Annotated in this window: 21 protein-coding genes; 11 read left to right on the top strand and 10 right to left on the bottom strand. The window is 59.4% G+C overall.

All coding sequences use genetic code 11. The features are described 5' to 3' along the window. Window positions 1-120: 120 nt before the first annotated feature. The 8 genes from hisG to HYE77_RS11210 all read right to left on the bottom strand — a co-directional run bounded on the left by hisG (window position 121) and on the right by HYE77_RS11210 (window position 5687). Window positions 121-756 carry an ATP phosphoribosyltransferase gene (gene hisG / locus HYE77_RS11245; protein WP_003188599.1) on the bottom strand — a complete coding sequence of 212 codons (636 nt, stop codon included), beginning with the start codon at window positions 754-756 and terminating at the stop codon, window positions 121-123. Between the two features lie 247 nt (window positions 757-1003). Next, window positions 1004-2269, bottom strand: coding sequence for a UDP-N-acetylglucosamine 1-carboxyvinyltransferase (murA, locus tag HYE77_RS11240; protein ID WP_177068788.1), 1266 nt, complete (start codon window positions 2267-2269; stop codon window positions 1004-1006). A 23-nt stretch (window positions 2270-2292) separates the two neighbouring features. Beyond that, a complete protein-coding gene (locus tag HYE77_RS11235; protein WP_008434291.1) occupies window positions 2293-2532 on the bottom strand; it encodes a BolA family protein in 240 nt (79 codons plus the stop codon). Between the two features lie 114 nt (window positions 2533-2646). Then, window positions 2647-2952 carry a lipid asymmetry maintenance protein MlaB gene (locus HYE77_RS11230; RefSeq protein WP_003216137.1) on the bottom strand — a complete coding sequence of 102 codons (306 nt, stop codon included), beginning with the start codon at window positions 2950-2952 and terminating at the stop codon, window positions 2647-2649. Continuing rightward, window positions 2949-3602, bottom strand: coding sequence for a phospholipid-binding protein MlaC (locus tag HYE77_RS11225; protein WP_003216135.1), 654 nt, complete (start codon window positions 3600-3602; stop codon window positions 2949-2951). Before HYE77_RS11225 ends, HYE77_RS11230 begins: the two co-directional genes overlap by 4 nt. Window positions 3603-3613: 11 nt before the next feature. Next, window positions 3614-4081: an outer membrane lipid asymmetry maintenance protein MlaD gene (gene mlaD / locus HYE77_RS11220; RefSeq protein WP_003216133.1), complete on the bottom strand. Its 468-nt coding sequence runs from the start codon at window positions 4079-4081 to the stop codon at window positions 3614-3616. Further along, window positions 4081-4878: a lipid asymmetry maintenance ABC transporter permease subunit MlaE gene (gene mlaE / locus HYE77_RS11215; RefSeq protein WP_003216131.1), complete on the bottom strand. Its 798-nt coding sequence runs from the start codon at window positions 4876-4878 to the stop codon at window positions 4081-4083. Before mlaE ends, mlaD begins: the two co-directional genes overlap by 1 nt. Continuing rightward, window positions 4878-5687: an ATP-binding cassette domain-containing protein gene (locus tag HYE77_RS11210; protein ID WP_003216128.1), complete on the bottom strand. Its 810-nt coding sequence runs from the start codon at window positions 5685-5687 to the stop codon at window positions 4878-4880. The genes mlaE and HYE77_RS11210 overlap by 1 nt, the downstream gene beginning before the upstream one ends. A 292-nt stretch (window positions 5688-5979) precedes the next feature. On the opposite strand from HYE77_RS11210, the gene HYE77_RS11205 reads away from it, so the two are divergent. The 10 genes from HYE77_RS11205 to HYE77_RS11160 all read left to right on the top strand — a co-directional run bounded on the left by HYE77_RS11205 (window position 5980) and on the right by HYE77_RS11160 (window position 13029). Beyond that, complete coding sequence (locus HYE77_RS11205; protein ID WP_003216126.1) at window positions 5980-6954, top strand: KpsF/GutQ family sugar-phosphate isomerase; 975 nt, start codon at window positions 5980-5982, stop codon at window positions 6952-6954. Further along, window positions 6955-7479: an HAD family hydrolase gene (locus HYE77_RS11200; RefSeq protein ID WP_003216124.1), complete on the top strand. Its 525-nt coding sequence runs from the start codon at window positions 6955-6957 to the stop codon at window positions 7477-7479. 8 nt (window positions 7480-7487) lie between these two features. After that, on the top strand, window positions 7488-8060 hold the full coding sequence (gene lptC, locus HYE77_RS11195) for an LPS export ABC transporter periplasmic protein LptC (protein ID WP_003216122.1): 573 nt from the start codon (window positions 7488-7490) through the stop codon (window positions 8058-8060). Next, entirely contained in the window at window positions 8047-8619 is a 573-nt protein-coding gene (gene lptA, locus HYE77_RS11190) for a lipopolysaccharide transport periplasmic protein LptA (protein ID WP_023659193.1), read from the top strand. The genes lptC and lptA overlap by 14 nt, the downstream gene beginning before the upstream one ends. Next, window positions 8619-9344, top strand: a complete 726-nt coding sequence (gene lptB / locus HYE77_RS11185; RefSeq protein ID WP_003216119.1) for an LPS export ABC transporter ATP-binding protein — start codon at window positions 8619-8621, stop codon at window positions 9342-9344. Before lptA ends, lptB begins: the two co-directional genes overlap by 1 nt. Window positions 9345-9528: 184 nt before the next feature. Beyond that, window positions 9529-11022: an RNA polymerase factor sigma-54 gene (locus tag HYE77_RS11180; protein WP_003216117.1), complete on the top strand. Its 1494-nt coding sequence runs from the start codon at window positions 9529-9531 to the stop codon at window positions 11020-11022. Window positions 11023-11097: 75 nt separating this feature from the next. Beyond that, window positions 11098-11403, top strand: a complete 306-nt coding sequence (gene hpf / locus HYE77_RS11175) for a ribosome hibernation-promoting factor, HPF/YfiA family (RefSeq protein WP_003216115.1) — start codon at window positions 11098-11100, stop codon at window positions 11401-11403. A 12-nt stretch (window positions 11404-11415) separates the two neighbouring features. After that, window positions 11416-11880 (top strand): PTS IIA-like nitrogen regulatory protein PtsN, encoded by a 465-nt coding sequence (ptsN, locus tag HYE77_RS11170; RefSeq protein WP_003216114.1) that lies wholly within the window; start codon window positions 11416-11418, stop codon window positions 11878-11880. A 2-nt stretch (window positions 11881-11882) separates the two neighbouring features. Next, entirely contained in the window at window positions 11883-12740 is an 858-nt protein-coding gene (rapZ, locus tag HYE77_RS11165) for an RNase adapter RapZ (protein WP_003216111.1), read from the top strand. Between the two features lie 16 nt (window positions 12741-12756). Continuing rightward, a complete protein-coding gene (locus HYE77_RS11160; protein ID WP_003216108.1) occupies window positions 12757-13029 on the top strand; it encodes an HPr family phosphocarrier protein in 273 nt (90 codons plus the stop codon). 20 nt (window positions 13030-13049) lie between these two features. Here the strand turns inward: HYE77_RS11160 and HYE77_RS11155 are convergent, their stop codons facing one another. Then, window positions 13050-14051, bottom strand: a complete 1002-nt coding sequence (locus HYE77_RS11155; protein WP_087692864.1) for an SLAC1 anion channel family protein — start codon at window positions 14049-14051, stop codon at window positions 13050-13052. A gap of 114 nt (window positions 14052-14165) precedes the next feature. Here HYE77_RS11155 and HYE77_RS11150 point away from each other — a divergent pair, with 114 nt between their 5' ends. Next, window positions 14166-15116: a GlxA family transcriptional regulator gene (locus HYE77_RS11150; RefSeq protein ID WP_087692865.1), complete on the top strand. Its 951-nt coding sequence runs from the start codon at window positions 14166-14168 to the stop codon at window positions 15114-15116. 13 nt (window positions 15117-15129) lie between these two features. On the opposite strand, the gene HYE77_RS11145 is transcribed toward HYE77_RS11150, so the two are convergent. Next, entirely contained in the window at window positions 15130-16023 is an 894-nt protein-coding gene (locus HYE77_RS11145; protein WP_087692866.1) for a ZIP family metal transporter, read from the bottom strand. Window positions 16024-16047 lie beyond the last annotated feature (24 nt).

Genomic DNA, 16047 nt, shown 5'->3' with positions numbered 1-16047 from the left:
GCCTCATAGGAATGGCAAAAATGCTCAGGCGCCGAAAGTTAGCAGTCGATCCGCTTGGGCACCTGAGAATTCTGGCTATGAGGCGGATAGACGGGCGCGGCTTGGGGCCGCGCGGGTGAGTCAACCGCGGTGTCGAGACTCCACTGCCTTGCGCAGGGTGTCGATCAACGCCTGGATACGGGCGTGCTGCATTTTCATCGAAGCTTTGTTGACGATCAGCCGGGAGCTGATATCGGCGATAAAGTCCTGGGGCTCCAGGCCGTTGGCGCGCAGGGTGTTGCCGGTGTCGACCACGTCGATGATCTTGTCGGCCAGGCCGATCAGCGGTGCCAGCTCCATCGAGCCGTAAAGCTTGATGATGTCGACCTGGCGGCCTTGCTCGGCGTAGTAACGCTTGGCAACGTTGACGAACTTGGTCGCCACCCGCAGGCGGCCTTTAGGCTCGACGTCACCGACGCGGCCGGCGGTCATCAGCTTGCACAGGGCGATACGCAGGTCCAGCGGCTCGTACAGGCCCTGGCCGCCGTATTCCATCAACACGTCTTTGCCCGCGACGCCGAGGTCGGCCGCGCCATGTTCAACGTAAGTTGGCACATCGGTGGCACGCACGATCAGCAGGCGAACGTCGTCCTGGGTCGTGGGGATGATCAGCTTGCGGCTCTTGTCCGGATTCTCGGTCGGCACGATGCCCGCTTCAGCCAGAAGCGGCAAAGTGTCGTCAAGGATGCGGCCCTTGGACAGTGCGATGGTCAACATGGGAAACGTCAGTCCTTCATCAGGCTATTGCTGTCCGGTCGCAATCGGCGCCAGACACAGATCGAGGCCATTACAGCCTCGACTTGAAACAAATCAGCTAACAGCATACATCGTCATGTGGCGAGGGAGCTTGCTCCCGCTGGGGCGCGAAGCGGCCCTGATCTTTGTTTAAAAAGACTGGGACTGCTGCGCAGTCCAGCGGGAGCAAGCTCCCTCGCCACAATGACGGTGTCAACAGCCCCGGGAATTAGCCCGGTACGCGGCAGATTTTCGCGCCGAGCATCTGCAGCTTCTCTTCGATGCACTCGTAACCACGGTCTATGTGGTAGATGCGGTCGATGAGGGTGTCGCCGTCAGCGCACAACGCCGAGATCACCAGGCTGGCGGAGGCACGCAGGTCGGTAGCCATCACTGGCGCGCCCTTGAGCTTCTCGATACCGGTCACGATGGCGGTGTTGCCTTCGACCTGGATCTTGGCGCCCATGCGGTGCAGCTCGTACACGTGCATGAAGCGGTTTTCGAAGATGGTCTCGATCACGGCACCGGTGCCTTCGGCAATCGCGTTCAGGGAAATGAACTGCGCCTGCATGTCGGTCGGGAACGCCGGGTACGGAGCGGTACGCACGTTAACGGCTTTTGGCCGCTTGCCATGCATGTTCAGCTCGATCCAGTCTTCACCGGTGGTGATCTCGGCGCCGGCTTCCTTGAGTTTTTCCAGGACGGCTTCGAGGATGGTCGGATCAGTGTCCTTGACCTTGACACGGCCACCGGTGACGGCAGCCGCGACCAGGTAGGTACCGGTCTCGATGCGGTCCGGCATCACCTTGTAGGTAGCCGAATGCAGGCGTTTCACGCCATCAATGGTGATGGTGTCGGTGCCGGCGCCGGTGATGTTGGCACCCATGGCGATCAGGAAGTTGGCCAGGTCGACCACTTCCGGCTCGCGCGCGGCGTTTTGCAGCACGCTGCGGCCATTGGCCAGGGCAGCGGCCATCATGATGTTCTCGGTACCGGTCACACTGACGGTATCAAAGAAGAAGTTTGCGCCACGCAGGCCGCCTTCCGGCGCCTTGGCCTTGATGTAGCCGCCTTCGACGTCAATGGTTGCACCCATGGCTTCGAGGCCACGGATGTGCAGGTCCACCGGACGCGAACCGATGGCGCAACCGCCAGGCAGTGCGACTTCGGCTTCGCCGAACCGGGCAACCATCGGGCCCAGTACCAGGATCGAGGCGCGCATGGTTTTCACCAGCTCGTACGGTGCGATCAGGGTCTTGATGGTGCGCGGGTCGATTTCGACGCTGAGTTTCTCGTCGATCACCGGCTCGATGCCCATGCGACCGAACAACTCGATCATGGTGGTGATGTCATGCAGGTGCGGCAGGTTGGCCACGGTAACCGGGCCATCGCACAGCAAGGTCGCTGCCAGGATCGGCAGGGCGGAGTTCTTCGCCCCGGAAATACGGATCTCGCCATCAAGACGAGCACCGCCGGTAATAATCAATTTATCCATAAGAATCTCGACGCCTTGGGGGCTCAGGTGCGCTCGGCCCAGGCCGCGCGGCTGAAAAATTTCATAGTGACCGCATGGATGCTGCCATCGGTGATCCACGGGTTCAAATGGGCATAGATCTGCTGCTGACGCTTGACCGGGCTCAATGCCGCCAGTTCATCGCTAATCACGTTCAGCTGGAAATTGCAGCCTTCGCCCTCAACTTCAACATTAGTTTCGGGCAGCTTTCCTTCAAGGAAGCTTTTAACTTCTAGGGCCTGCATGATCAACCTCTATGGGCGCCCAGTGCGCGCGGGTCGCACATCATACAAAAAAGCCCCGCGCCTGCGAACCCCGCATAGCAGGACTCTGACGGGGGGCTTCTTTAATAATGTGTATTAAGGATGCGCCAACAGCTCGGTCAGACCGGAAACCTCAGCGATTTCACGCATGTCTTCGGGCAATGCACGAATGCTCACCGGCTTTTTGACGGCCTGCGCATCGCGCATGAAACACAGCAGCAACGACAAGCCGACGCTGCTGGACTTCACCACCGCCGAGCAATCCAGCACCAGCGCAGGAGCGGTACTGGCATTGATCAGCGCCTGGCCCTGCTTGCGCAGGGCGGGCCCAGTGCTGTAATCCAGCACGCCGCTGAGCAACAGCTCACCGGACTCGCCAAGGCGAATGGCCGACTCGGTCATTGGGCAGGCTTCCCGGCAGCTTTGTCGGTTTCTTCCTTGGCCTTGGCCACTTCACCGGCCCAACCGTTGATGGTTTTGTCCAGGTCGTTGCCATTGCGCTGCATGGCATCCGCGAACTGGTCACGGAACAGCTTGCCAATGTTGATGCCGTTGATGATCACGTTACGCAGTTTCCACTCGCCGTTGACCTTCTCGAGCGTGTACTGCACAGGGTAGACCGCGCCGTTGTTGCCCTTGACGCTCATGTTGACGCTGGTGCGGTCACCCGACTCATCCCCGGCAGGGGCGACGGTAATCCCCTGGTTGTTGTACTCCAGCAGGGCGTTACCGTAGAACTGGAACAAGCCCTTCTTGAAGTTTTCCTGGAATGTCTGCATCTGCGCAGGCGTAGCCTTGCGCGAGTACTTGACGGTCATGATGCTTTTGGAAATACCTTCAGCATCAACAACAGGCCCGACAATCGTGTTCAGCGCGTTATAGAACTGACTCGGGTCCTGCTTGTACTTTTCCTTGTTGGCACTCAGGTCAGCCAACATCTTGTTGGTGGTGTCCTGCACCAGGTCATGCGCAGAACCGCCGGCAGCGGCGTTAGCCATCAACGGCAGTGCCGCGAGCAGTACCAACAGGCCACGTCGCAAAGTAGAGATCATGAACACATTCCTCATTTGGCGTCTTTATTGACGGTATTGAGCAGGAATTTACCGATCAAGTCCTCCAGCACCAACGACGACTGTGTGTCATGAATGGTCGAACCATCCTTGAGCAGGGCAGATTCCCCGCCGACGCTGATGCCGATGTACTTCTCGCCCAGCAGGCCAGCGGTGAGGATAGACGCAGTGGAGTCAGTCGGCAGGTTATCTACCTTCTTGTCCACCTGCATGGTCACACGGCCGGTGAAGCTGTCGCGGTCCAGATCGATTGCCGTGACCTTGCCGATGGTTACACCCGCCATGGTCACTTTAGCTCTGACAGTCAAACCGGCGATATTGTCGAAGTAGGCGTAAAGTTTATAAGTATCGGCGGTGGGGCTGGCCGATAGGCCGCTGACTCGCAGGGCGAGCAACAGTAAAGCCAGGATGCCAGCCAGCAAGAAAAGGCCGACACCGATTTCCACAGTGCGGTTTTGCATCAGAAATCTCCAAACATCAAGGCGGTCAAAATGAAGTCAAGGCCCAGTACCGCCAGCGAGGCGTACACAACGGTCTTGGTGGTGGCGCGACTGATCCCTTCTGAGGTGGGCTCACAGTCATAGCCTTGGAATACGGCGATCCAGGTCACTACAAAGGCGAAGACGATGCTTTTAATGATGCCGTTGAGCACGTCGCCGCTGAAGGTCACGCTGTTTTGCATGTTGCCCCAGTAGGAGCCGTCGTAGACCCCCAGCCAGTCAACCGCGACCCAGGAACCGCCCCAGATTCCCACCACGCTGAACACCATCGCCAGCAGTGGCAGGGAAATGAAGCCGGCCCACAGACGCGGGGCAACAATGTACTTGAGCGGATCGACACCGATCATTTCCAGGCTGGACAGCTGTTCGGTGGCCTTCATGTTGCCGATTTCGGCCGTCAGTGCCGAACCGGCACGCCCGGCAAACAGGAGAGCGGTCACCACCGGGCCCAACTCACGCAACAGCGTCAGGGCAACCATCTGCCCAACAGCCTGCTCGGACCCGTAGCTGGAGAGGATATTGAAGCCTTGCAGCGCCAGCACCATGCCGATGAACACCCCGGAGACCACGATGATCACCAGAGACATCACGCCCACGGAGTGCAGTTGCTTGATCAGCAGGCCGAAACCGCCGCCAATACCGCCGCGGCCGAGCAAGGCATGAAACAGGAAAATCGTCGAACGCCCCAGCACACCGATGATATCGATGCCGGAGCGACCGAAAAGGCGAACCTTTTCGAGTAATGATGTCTTGCGCATCAGCGCTTCCCCAGAAGATCTGAGCGGTAGTCCGCTGCCGGAAAGTGAAAAGGCACCGGGCCATCGGGATCGCCGGTCATGAATTGGCGAATGCGCGGGTTGTCTGCGTTCATCAGTTCTTCAGGCGTGCCCTGCCCCAGCACCTGGCCATCGCCCACTACATATAGGTAGTCGGCAATGCTCGCGGTCTCGGCCAGGTCGTGGGAAACCACGATACTGGTGATACCCAACGCATCATTGAGCAGGCGGATCAGGCGTACCAGCACCCCCATGGCAATCGGGTCCTGGCCAACGAAAGGCTCGTCGTACATGAGAATCTGCGGGTCGAGGGCGATGGCACGCGCCAGGGCGACACGACGCTTCATGCCTCCGGACAACTCGTCGGGCATCAAATCGATAGCACCGCGCAGCCCGACGGCCTGCAATTTCAGCAACACAATGTCACGAATCATTTCATCGGACAGCTGTGTATGCACCCGCAGCGGGAACGCCACGTTTTCGAAAACATCGAGATCGGTAAACAACGCGCCGCTCTGGAACAGGACGCCCATGTGTTTGCGGGCATCGAACAGGTCACTGCGCGAAAGGGTCGGCAGGTTCTGGCCATTGACCCAGACTTCACCGGCGGAGGGGCGCAATTGCATGCCCATCAGGCGCAGCAGCGTAGTCTTGCCGCAGCCGGAAGGCCCCATGATGCCCGTGACTTTGCCGCGGGGAATGCGAATATCCACATTATTGAAGATGCTGCGCGTACCGCGCTTGAAGGAAAGGCCCTTCAGCTCGACCGCGTAGGCGTTATCGGCACTCATCTAAACTCCTTGGGATGCAGCCTTTCACTCAGACACTTTGTTTTCGACAAATGCTTGCGCCGAATAGACAAAAAGGCCGTGCGGACCGAACTGGCCGCGAACTATATCACTGCTGGTACAGCGCCCCCAAGGCCGGAACAGAGCTTGTTCAGAAACAGGACAGCTAAAAAATCCTGGCTGAGGTTCAATCTCAACCACAGGTGGATTGAATAAAGCCTGACGAACTTGTGTGAGGGAATTGATCATTACCGTTATAATCGCCGACTTTTCGTCAGGCTATACGATTTCAGACATGAGCCAATCCAGCGACCTTATTCAATCCGCACAACGCACCATCCGCCTCGAGCTTGAAGCCGTAGAAGGCTTGCTGGCCCATATCGACGCGGATTTCGTACGCGCCTGCGAGATGATTCTGGCCAGCAAGGGCCGCGTAGTGGTGGTCGGCATGGGCAAATCCGGGCATGTCGGCAACAAGATCGCCGCCACCCTGGCGAGCACCGGGACCACCGCGTTCTTCGTGCATCCGGCCGAAGCCAGCCACGGCGACATGGGCATGATCACCCGGGACGACATCATCCTGGCACTGTCCAACTCCGGCACCACCAACGAAATCGTGACCCTGCTGCCGCTGATCAAGCGCCTGGGTATCCAGCTGATCAGCGTGACCGGCAACCCGGACTCGACGCTGGCAAAAGCCGCCGAAGTGAATTTGAACGTGCACGTTGCCCACGAGGCCTGCCCGCTGAACCTGGCACCGACCTCCTCCACCACCGCTGCCCTGGTCATGGGCGATGCGCTGGCCGTGGCATTGCTGGAAGCCCGCGGGTTTACCGCCGAAGACTTCGCGTTTTCCCACCCGGGCGGCGCCCTTGGCCGTCGCCTGCTGCTGAAAGTGGAAAACGTCATGCACGCCGGCGACGAGCTGCCACAAGTGCCACGCGGCACCTTGCTGAAAGATGCCTTGATGGAAATGACCCTCAAGCGCCTGGGCATGACCGTAATCCTGGAGTCCGACGGGCGGCTGGCCGGGGTCTTCACCGACGGCGACCTGCGCCGCACCCTGGACCGCAACCTCGACATCCAGACCGCCACCATCGACGAAGTCATGACGCCTCACGGCAAGACCGCACGCCCTGACATGCTCGCGGCCGAAGCACTGAAGATCATGGAAGACCACAAGATCCTGGCGCTGGTGGTGGTCGACAGCGACGACCGTCCGGTTGGCGCCCTGAACATGCACGACTTGCTGCGTGCGGGAGTGATGTAGATGACCACCGACCTGATGCAACGGGGCAAGCACATCAAGCTGGCGATTTTCGACGTCGACGGTGTGCTGACGGATGGCCGCCTGTACTTCCTGGAAGACGGCAGCGAATTCAAGACGTTCAACACCCTCGACGGCCAGGGCATCAAGATGCTGATGGCGGCGGGCGTGCAAACCGGCATCATCAGCGGTCGCAAGACCCCGGTTGTGGAACGCCGCGCACAAAACCTGGGTATTCCTCACCTGTATCAGGGCCGCGAGGATAAACTGGTGGTTCTGGACGAGCTTCTTGGCCAACTCAACCTAAGCTATGAGCAGGTTGCGTACCTGGGTGACGATTTACCCGACCTGCCGGTGATTCGCCGGGTCGGCCTGGGCATGGCGGTGGCCAATGCGGCGGCGTTCGTTCGCGAACACGCCCATGGTGTAACCACCGCCCGCGGCGGCGAAGGCGCCGCCCGCGAGTTCTGCGAGTTGATTCTGCGCGCCCAAGGCAGCCTTGAAGCGGCCCACGCCGCCTACCTATAGAGCGTTTTATGCTGAGTAAAAAGATTCGCAATTTCCTGATACTTGCAGTCATCGCCGCGGTTTTCCTCGCGGTCGGCTACTGGAATATCAGCCCGGAGCGCTTCCTCGACAAGCCGGTTGCACAGGTTGACGAGAGTGCTATCGACTATTACGCCATCAACGCCCACAGCATCCAGTACCTGCCCGATGGCAAGGTCCAGTATGAAATGACCTCCGACAAGGTCGAACACTTGAAGGCATCCGAGGTCACTTTGCTGACCAAGCCGGACATGAACCTGTACCGCGGCGCCGAATTTCCGTGGCACGTCACCAGCGAGCGTGGCGAGGTCAACCCGGACGGCACCCAAGTGGAACTGATTGACTCGGTGCGGGTAGCCCGCACTGACGCCAAGAACCGCGACACCATTATTACCAGCAGTCGCATGACCGTATTCCCACAGAAGCAATATGCGCAGACCGAGCAAGACGTTAGAATTGACGGCGCTGGCGGTGTATCGACTGGCAAGGGAATGAAAGCGTATTTGAAAGAAAGCAGGATACACCTGCTATCGAACGTAAGAGGACAGTATGAGGCTCGTTAAAACCCTCCCTATTTTGCTCGGCCTGGGCGCAGCACTGGGAAGCGTGAGCGCCTGGGCTCTGCCGAACGATAGCCAGCAACCGATCCACATTCAGGCTGACGATGCGCAGCTGGATGACAAGCAAGGTATCGCGACCTACACGGGCAGCGTGATCATCACCCAGGGCTCGATGAAAGTGACGGGTAACACCGTGACACTGACTCGTACCCCGGCGGGCGATATCGACGTGGTCACTTCGGTGGGCAACCTGGCGTATTTCGAACAACTGCAGAAAGTGGGCGACCCTACGCCGGTCAAAGGCTATGGCAAGACGATCCAGTACCACGCCCAGCAAAACCGCATCGTGCTGATCGACCAGGCCCGGGTCATCAATGACGGCAACACCACCGACGGCGAAAAAATCGTCTACGACACGGTGAAGCAGATCGCCCAGGCCGGCCGTGCTACCGGCTCGAAAATCAGCACGCCGAAGCCGCGTATCGACATGGTTATCCAGCCGAAGCAGAAACCGGGCGCAGCCCAGCCGGCGCCGAAACCCGACGCGAAGAAGGCGAATTAATGGCAACCCTGAAAGCCCAGCATCTGGCCAAGGCTTATAAAAGCCGTCAGGTCGTGCGTGACGTCAGCCTGTCGATCGACAGCGGCCAGATCGTCGGTTTGCTCGGCCCCAACGGTGCCGGCAAGACCACCTGCTTCTACATGATCGTCGGCCTGGTGCAGGCCGATCAAGGCCGCGTCCTGATCGACGACCTGGACGTGAGCCACCAGCCTATGCACGGCCGTGCGCAAGCGGGTATCGGCTATCTTCCCCAGGAAGCATCGATCTTCCGCAAACTGTCGGTTTCCGACAACATCATGGCCATCCTCGAGACCCGCAAGGAACTCGACCGCGCCGGGCGCAAGAAAGAGCTGGAAAGCCTGCTGCAGGAATTCCACATCAACCACATTCGCGACAACCTCGGCATGAGCCTTTCCGGCGGCGAGCGTCGTCGTGTGGAAATCGCCCGCGCGCTGGCCACGGCGCCCAAGTTCATCCTGCTGGACGAACCTTTCGCCGGTGTCGACCCGATCTCGGTCGGCGACATCAAGCAGATCATCCATCATCTCAAGGCCAAGGGCATCGGTGTATTGATCACCGACCACAACGTCCGTGAGACACTCGATATCTGCGAAACCGCCTACATCGTCAACGATGGACAGCTGATTGCCGAAGGTGACTCTGCCACTATCCTGGCCAACGAACTGGTCAAGGAAGTGTATCTGGGCCACGAGTTCCGCCTGTAAACACGGTGGTATCAGGCCATTCGCCATGGAGCGCGGTAGTCAATAAAAACCTCAGTATTTTTATTGTTACCGCGCTCTAGGCAAAGCCCCCGATATCAGGCATATAATTTGCTTATGTTTGGCGCTCACGCGCCCTGTCGTGGATGGCGCATTGCGCCGGCGAATAAGGTGTTAAGCCCCTGCCATGAAACCATCGCTAGTCCTGAGAATGGGCCAGCAGCTGACGATGACACCGCAGCTGCAACAGGCCATCCGCCTGCTCCAATTGTCGACCCTGGACCTGCAACAGGAAATCCAGGAGGCCCTGGAGTCCAATCCGATGCTCGAACGCCAGGAAGAAGGCGACGACTTCGATAATGCAGACCCGCTGGCCGACAACATCGAGCAAAAGCCCAACCCCGACGTACAGGAACCCTCCTACCAGGAAACCGCCCCCACGGTGGATAACCTTGAGGAAGGCGAATGGAACGAACGCATTCCCAACGAACTTCCCGTGGATACCGCCTGGGAAGACGTCTACCAGACCAGCGCCAGCAGCCTGCCCAGCAACGATGACGACGAGTGGGACTTCACCACCCGCACATCAGCCGGCGAGAGCCTGCAAAGCCATTTGCTCTGGCAGCTGAACCTGGCACCGATGTCCGATACCGATCGCCTGATCGCCGTGACCCTGATCGATTGCATCAACAACCAGGGCTACCTGGACGAGACCCTTGAGGAGATCCTCGAGGCGTTCGACCCGGAACTGGACATCGAACTGGACGAAATCGAAGCCGTCCTGCACCGCATCCAGCAATTCGAGCCGGCCGGCATCGGCGCCCGCAACCTCAGCGAGTGCCTGCTGCTGCAACTGCGCCAATTGCCGGCCAAGACGCCTTGGCTGAGCGAAGCGCAGCGCCTGGTCACCGACTACATCGACCTGCTGGGCAGCCGCGACTACAGCCAGCTGATGCGCCGCATGAAGCTCAAGGAAGATGACCTGCGCCAGATCATCGAGCTGGTGCAGAGCCTCAACCCACGCCCGGGCTCGCAGATCGAGTCCAGCGAAGCCGAATATGTCGTGCCCGACGTGATTGTGCGCAAGGACAACGAACGCTGGCTGGTGGAGCTGAACCAGGAATCGGTGCCGCGCCTGCGGGTCAATCCGCAATACGCAGGTTTTGTGCGCCGCGCCGACACCAGCGCCGATAACACCTTCATGCGTAACCAACTGCAGGAAGCCCGCTGGTTCATCAAGAGCCTGCAAAGCCGCAACGAAACCCTGATGAAAGTCGCCACCCAGATCGTCGAGCACCAGCGCGGCTTCCTGGAATACGGCGATGAAGCAATGAAGCCGCTGGTACTGCACGACATCGCCGAGGCGGTGGGCATGCACGAATCAACGATTTCCCGGGTGACCACGCAAAAATTCATGCATACCCCACGGGGTATATATGAGCTGAAATACTTTTTCTCCAGCCACGTCAGCACCTCCGAAGGCGGCGAATGCTCGTCCACGGCGATCCGCGCGATCATCAAAAAACTGGTTGCCGCGGAAAATCAGAAAAAGCCGTTGAGTGACAGCAAGATCGCTGGTTTACTGGAGGCACAAGGCATTCAGGTCGCCCGTCGAACCGTCGCCAAGTACCGCGAGTCCCTTGGGATCGCGCCTTCCAGCGAGCGTAAGCGTTTGATGTGACGGGCGGGCCATAGCGTTCCAGTGGCGGGTATTCCTACCCGCCGCTTTATGCACTGGCAACGAAGGAGAAGCTGTATGCAAGTCAACATCAGTGGACACCATGTAGAAGTCACCCCTCCATTGCGCGAATACGTCGAGCTGAAGCTGAAGAAGCTTGAGGGCCATTTCGACAAGATCACCAACGTGCAGGTCATCATGAAGGTCGACAAGCTTCAGCAGAAAATCGAAGCGACACTTCAGATACCCGGTGGCGAAGTGGTCGCCAATGCCGAACATGAAGACATGTATGCATCAATCGACTTGCTCACAGACAAGCTTGACCGCCAACTTAAAAAGCATAAGGAAAAGCAGCAGAGCCTTCTTCAAGGCACTGGCCGCTAACACTCCCCACCCATGATCCGACTTGAAACCATCCTGACCCCCGGCCGTTCCCTCGTGAACGTGCCGGGCGGCAGTAAAAAGCGCGCCCTCGAACAAATTGCCAACCTGATCGGCCGCGAAGTGCCCGAACTGGATACGCAAGCTGTGTACGAGGCCCTGATCGCCCGTGAAAAGCTCGGCTCCACCGGCTTTGGCAACGGCATCGCCATTCCTCACTGCCGCCTGCAAGGTTGTGAGTCTCCAGTCAGCGCCCTGCTGCACCTGGACGCCCCTATCGATTTCGACGCCATCGACGGCGCGCCGGTCGACCTGCTGTTCGTGCTGCTGGTCCCGCAAGCTGCCACCGATGCGCACTTGGAGCTGCTTCGGCAGATCGCCAGCATGCTCGACCGCAAGGACGTACGCGACAAACTGCGTAGTGCCTCAAGCAATGAGGCGCTCTACCAGGTTGTCCTGGATGAACAAAACGGGCATTAATCATGCGTTTGATCATCGTCAGCGGCCGTTCCGGCTCAGGTAAAAGCACGGCCCTCAATGTTCTTGAGGACAACGGCTTCTATTGCATCGACAACCTGCCCGCCGGCCTGCTCCCGGAACTGGCGGAACGCGCGCTGATTCATACCGAGCTGGCGCAACCGCTGGTCGCCGTGTCGATCGACGCCCGCAACCTGCCCAGCCACCTCACACGCTTTCCTGAACTGCTCGAAGAAGTGCGGGCCAAGCATATCCATTGCGATGTGCTGTACCTGGACGCCGACGAAGAGACCCTGCTCAAGCGCTTCTCCGAAACCCGTCGCCGCCACCCGTTGAGTAGCCCTCATCGTTCCCTGGCCGAAGCCATCGAGGACGAGACCAAACTGCTGGGGCCGATCATTGACCTGGCCGACCTCAAGATCAACACCACCAGCCTGAACCTGTATCAACTGCGGGATGCGATCAAGCTGCGCCTGCTGAACCAGCCGGAGCCAGGCACGGCGTTCCTTGTCGAATCGTTCGGTTTCAAGCGCGGCATGCCGGTGGATGCCGACCTGGTGTTCGATGTGCGCTGCCTGCCCAACCCGTACTGGAAGCCGGAACTGCGCGATCAGTCGGGGCTGGACCAACCTGTGGCCGAGTACCTGGCGGCGCAACCGGATGTCGAGGAAATGTACCAGGACATCTCCAGCTACCTGCTCAAATGGCTGCCGCGTTTTGCGGCCAGCAATCGGGCTTATGTCACCATCGCCATTGGCTGCACCGGCGGCCACCACCGATCCGTCTACCTGACCGAACGCCTGGGCAAGGTGCTGCAACAAACCCTCAAGAACGTCCAGGTTCGCCACCGCGACCTCAGCTGAAAGGAACACCCCCGCGATGCCCGCTCTGGAAATTGAAATCATCAACAAGCTGGGCCTGCACGCCCGGGCCTCGGCCAAGTTCGTCGGCGTCGCCGGGCAGTTCCCTTGCCAGATCCGCGCCGGGCGCACCCCGGAATCCATGGTCGACGGCAAAAGCATCATGGCCATGATGATGCTGGCTGCGGGCAAGGGCACGAAGATTCATTTGAAGACCGAAGGCGAGCAAGAGCAGGAAGCGATGGATGCCCTGGTAGCGTTGATCAATAATTTCTTTGATGAGGGCGAGTAGGTAATCACCCCTCCCCTGCGTCAGTTGGACAGCAGTTTGCCGTTGAACAGAATCTTCAACGTCTTGACCGTCAGTACGGCCAGGGCGATCGTCAGGAAAGCCAGGATCAGATAGGCAATCACCTCCAGGATCACGCCTCCTTTGGCATCGGCATATTTCAACGCAGCGTTGCTCAATGCCGCAATCGGAAAGCTGATTGCCCACCAGGCAGGAGAAAAAGGCGCGGCCTGACGGAATACTTTGAATGCCAGCACCCCAAACAGGAACAGGCCAAAGTAGAAGAGCACGCTGGCAAAGTAGTCGACGCTGCCAAAGAAGTTGGTGTAAGCCAGAAAGCCGACTTCAAAGGGGGCGATAAGTATCATCAGCGAAGGTGTCATACCTTTGGCCATCACCGGCTCGTGAACCAGACGTGAAAAAATTCGCGTGAAGAACACCAGCGCAATCACACTCCCTACCGCCATCGCGAACAGATTGAACTCGTATGCCCACGCCATGGGCATGTGGGCACCTGTCACCGCGATGTCGAGCGCCGCCACCCCCGGGATCAGCCAGGCAGGCACCGCATATTGCGACTCCTGATTACCGGACAACAGTCGCGAGAGCACAATTGCCGCCAGGATCATGGTCAGCAGGCTACCCAACATCCAAAGCCCCTGGCTGATCAGGGTGCTAGCTGAACCTACGACTGCCGACAGCAGCAGCAACGCGATCGTCACCGTGCCAAAGAAATTTCCTGATATCGGGTGATTGAACTCGGCTTTGACCGCCGCAGGGTATTTAACCCATTTGGTGAGATACCCCGCCACCAGTGCGATAAACACCAGAATGGCAAACCCACCAATGACCGCTCCGATCATTTGCGCGTAAGCCACATATTCACTGGCGGACTGCCAGGCCAGGCTCAGGCCGGCCAACCCCATCACGGCGCCAAACAAATTGATGGGAAGATTCTTGATGGACCCCGACCGCTCGCTCGATTCGACAGCGAAGGGGGGAAGTGGCGCGTTACAGATGCTCATGCGGGTCTCCGGTTGACGATAAAGCACGTGACGGACAGTGTCGCCTACCTCCCCTCTGTCCTATAGTGTCGCTTAACGACGATTTCAGCCATTTCCACTACGGAGACCGACACCATGCGAATTGCCCTCCTGGCATTTCCCCGCGTGCAAATGCTGGATGTCGTGGGCCCTGCCGATGTGTTCGCTGAAGCGGCCAGGCAATTGGGTAATTCCCGTGCATACCGGATCTCGGTCATCGGTACCGTCGCCGGGCAGATCAAGGGAACCAATGGGCTTCGCCTGGCCACGGATGACTCCATCGAGACGTTCAAGGGGGCTATCGATACGCTGCTGATCGCTGGAAGCCCCAGCGTGAATGACGTGGCACACGACGCCCACCTGCGGGACTGGGTACGCTACCAGGCCACGCGCGTGCGGCGGATAGGCTCGGTTTGCAGTGGCGCTTTTGTGCTGGGGGCTGCTGGTTTGCTGGTCGGGCGACGCGTCACCACGCACTGGAATTCCAGTGCATTGCTGGCCAGGCAATACCCCGATGCCGTGGTCGAACCGGACAGCATTTTTATCCGCGACGGTAACCTGTACACCTCCGCCGGTGTGACGGCCGGTATGGATCTGGCGCTCGCGTTAGTCGAGGAGGACCACGGCCGTGATTTGGCGCTCAGTGTGGCCAGGGAAATGGTGATGTACTTCAAACGGCCGGGCGGCCAGTCACAGTTCAGCGCCCAACTGGCGGCACAGACCGCAGAGCGCACGAACATTCGCCAGATACAGACCTATATCGTCGACAACCTGGCCGCAGACCTGAGCGTGGCATTGCTGGCCCAGCGCGCTGACATGAGCGAACGCAACTTTGCCCGGGTATTCAAGGCCGAGGGTGGATTCACCCCTGCCGAGTTCGTGGAGCTGGCACGTATCGACCAGGCACGGCGGCTGATCGAAGGCTCGAATGTCTCGCTCAAACGCCTGGCCGATCAGGTCGGCTATGCCAATGTTGATGGGTTCCGGCGCGCCTTCGTTCGCCGCCTGGGCGTTACCCCTAGCGACTACCGCAAGCGCTTCTTGTAGAAGCGCGACAGCCTCAGCCCAACGCCGTATCCATCACCATCATCAAGCAAAACCCGATACACAGCCCCAGGCTGGCGAGCTTGTCATGGCCATTGCGCCGCGACTCGGGAATGACTTCGTGAGTCACCACCAGCAGCATTGCCCCGGCCGCCAGCGCCAGCCCCAGCGGCAACAGCACCTGAGCCAGGCTCACCAGCCAGGCACACAGCACCGCAAACACCGGCTCCACCAGCCCTGACGCCGCGCCGATCAGGAACGCCTTGACCCGCGACATCCCTGCCCCGGCCAGCACCAACGCAATCACCAGTCCCTCCGGCACATCCTGCAAGGCAATACCCATGGCGAGGCTGTCGGCATCTGGCATGCCGCCGCCTGCCGAGACACCCACGGCCATACCTTCGGGAATGTTGTGGGCAATGATGGCGAACACAAACAGCCAGATACGCGGCGGTATCACCGGATGATCCGGACTGCCCACCAGCATTTCCGGGCTCGCGCCGGAGACCTTGCGGTCCACCAGATACAGCCCGAACGCGCCCAGCATGATGCCGAAACTGATCAATCCACTGGCGCCCCATGGCGTCAGCCCCAGGCTTTGGGCAGCCGCAATACCCGGCACGATCAGCGAAAATGCCGTAGCGGCCAACATCACCCCGGCACCGAAGCCCAGCAGCGTGTCGCTCACCGCCAATGGCATCCGGCGGATCACCAGTACCGGCACGGCACCCAGGGCGGTGCCGAGCGCGCAGATGGCCCCGCCCTGCAAGGCACGCAGGATGCGCGGTTCCAGGTCAAGCCAGGCCAGCCCTTGGGCCACCAGCAATGCAGTTCCTGCCAATAGCAGCAGCGAGCCAAACGCATAACGAAACATTCGCACGCTGCTGATCGCCAGTGTTTCAGTGCCCATAGTCGGCCTTAGATCTTGTTATAG

It is taken from the genome of Pseudomonas sp. IPO3774 (genome assembly GCF_013386835.1).
In the GTDB taxonomy this organism is placed as follows: domain Bacteria; phylum Pseudomonadota; class Gammaproteobacteria; order Pseudomonadales; family Pseudomonadaceae; genus Aquipseudomonas.
This window is presented reverse-complemented; position numbering and strand designations above follow the sequence as displayed.

What these genes read in the sequence shown, in the direction of transcription:
- hisG (WP_003188599.1), bottom strand. Translation starts at nt 756, where the DNA reads ATGTTGACCATCGCACTGTCCAAGGGCCGCATCCTTGACGACACTTTG.
- murA (WP_177068788.1), bottom strand. Translation starts at nt 2,269, where the DNA reads ATGGATAAATTGATTATTACCGGCGGTGCTCGTCTTGATGGCGAGATC.
- HYE77_RS11235 (WP_008434291.1), bottom strand. Translation starts at nt 2,532, where the DNA reads ATGCAGGCCCTAGAAGTTAAAAGCTTCCTTGAAGGAAAGCTGCCCGAA.
- HYE77_RS11230 (WP_003216137.1), bottom strand. Translation starts at nt 2,952, where the DNA reads ATGACCGAGTCGGCCATTCGCCTTGGCGAGTCCGGTGAGCTGTTGCTC.
- HYE77_RS11225 (WP_003216135.1), bottom strand. Translation starts at nt 3,602, where the DNA reads ATGATCTCTACTTTGCGACGTGGCCTGTTGGTACTGCTCGCGGCACTG.
- mlaD (WP_003216133.1), bottom strand. Translation starts at nt 4,081, where the DNA reads ATGCAAAACCGCACTGTGGAAATCGGTGTCGGCCTTTTCTTGCTGGCT.
- mlaE (WP_003216131.1), bottom strand. Translation starts at nt 4,878, where the DNA reads ATGCGCAAGACATCATTACTCGAAAAGGTTCGCCTTTTCGGTCGCTCC.
- HYE77_RS11210 (WP_003216128.1), bottom strand. Translation starts at nt 5,687, where the DNA reads ATGAGTGCCGATAACGCCTACGCGGTCGAGCTGAAGGGCCTTTCCTTC.
- HYE77_RS11205 (WP_003216126.1), top strand. Translation starts at nt 5,980, where the DNA reads ATGAGCCAATCCAGCGACCTTATTCAATCCGCACAACGCACCATCCGC.
- HYE77_RS11200 (WP_003216124.1), top strand. Translation starts at nt 6,955, where the DNA reads ATGACCACCGACCTGATGCAACGGGGCAAGCACATCAAGCTGGCGATT.
- lptC (WP_003216122.1), top strand. Translation starts at nt 7,488, where the DNA reads ATGCTGAGTAAAAAGATTCGCAATTTCCTGATACTTGCAGTCATCGCC.
- lptA (WP_023659193.1), top strand. Translation starts at nt 8,047, where the DNA reads ATGAGGCTCGTTAAAACCCTCCCTATTTTGCTCGGCCTGGGCGCAGCA.
- lptB (WP_003216119.1), top strand. Translation starts at nt 8,619, where the DNA reads ATGGCAACCCTGAAAGCCCAGCATCTGGCCAAGGCTTATAAAAGCCGT.
- HYE77_RS11180 (WP_003216117.1), top strand. Translation starts at nt 9,529, where the DNA reads ATGAAACCATCGCTAGTCCTGAGAATGGGCCAGCAGCTGACGATGACA.
- hpf (WP_003216115.1), top strand. Translation starts at nt 11,098, where the DNA reads ATGCAAGTCAACATCAGTGGACACCATGTAGAAGTCACCCCTCCATTG.
- ptsN (WP_003216114.1), top strand. Translation starts at nt 11,416, where the DNA reads ATGATCCGACTTGAAACCATCCTGACCCCCGGCCGTTCCCTCGTGAAC.
- rapZ (WP_003216111.1), top strand. Translation starts at nt 11,883, where the DNA reads ATGCGTTTGATCATCGTCAGCGGCCGTTCCGGCTCAGGTAAAAGCACG.
- HYE77_RS11160 (WP_003216108.1), top strand. Translation starts at nt 12,757, where the DNA reads ATGCCCGCTCTGGAAATTGAAATCATCAACAAGCTGGGCCTGCACGCC.
- HYE77_RS11155 (WP_087692864.1), bottom strand. Translation starts at nt 14,051, where the DNA reads ATGAGCATCTGTAACGCGCCACTTCCCCCCTTCGCTGTCGAATCGAGC.
- HYE77_RS11150 (WP_087692865.1), top strand. Translation starts at nt 14,166, where the DNA reads ATGCGAATTGCCCTCCTGGCATTTCCCCGCGTGCAAATGCTGGATGTC.
- HYE77_RS11145 (WP_087692866.1), bottom strand. Translation starts at nt 16,023, where the DNA reads ATGGGCACTGAAACACTGGCGATCAGCAGCGTGCGAATGTTTCGTTAT.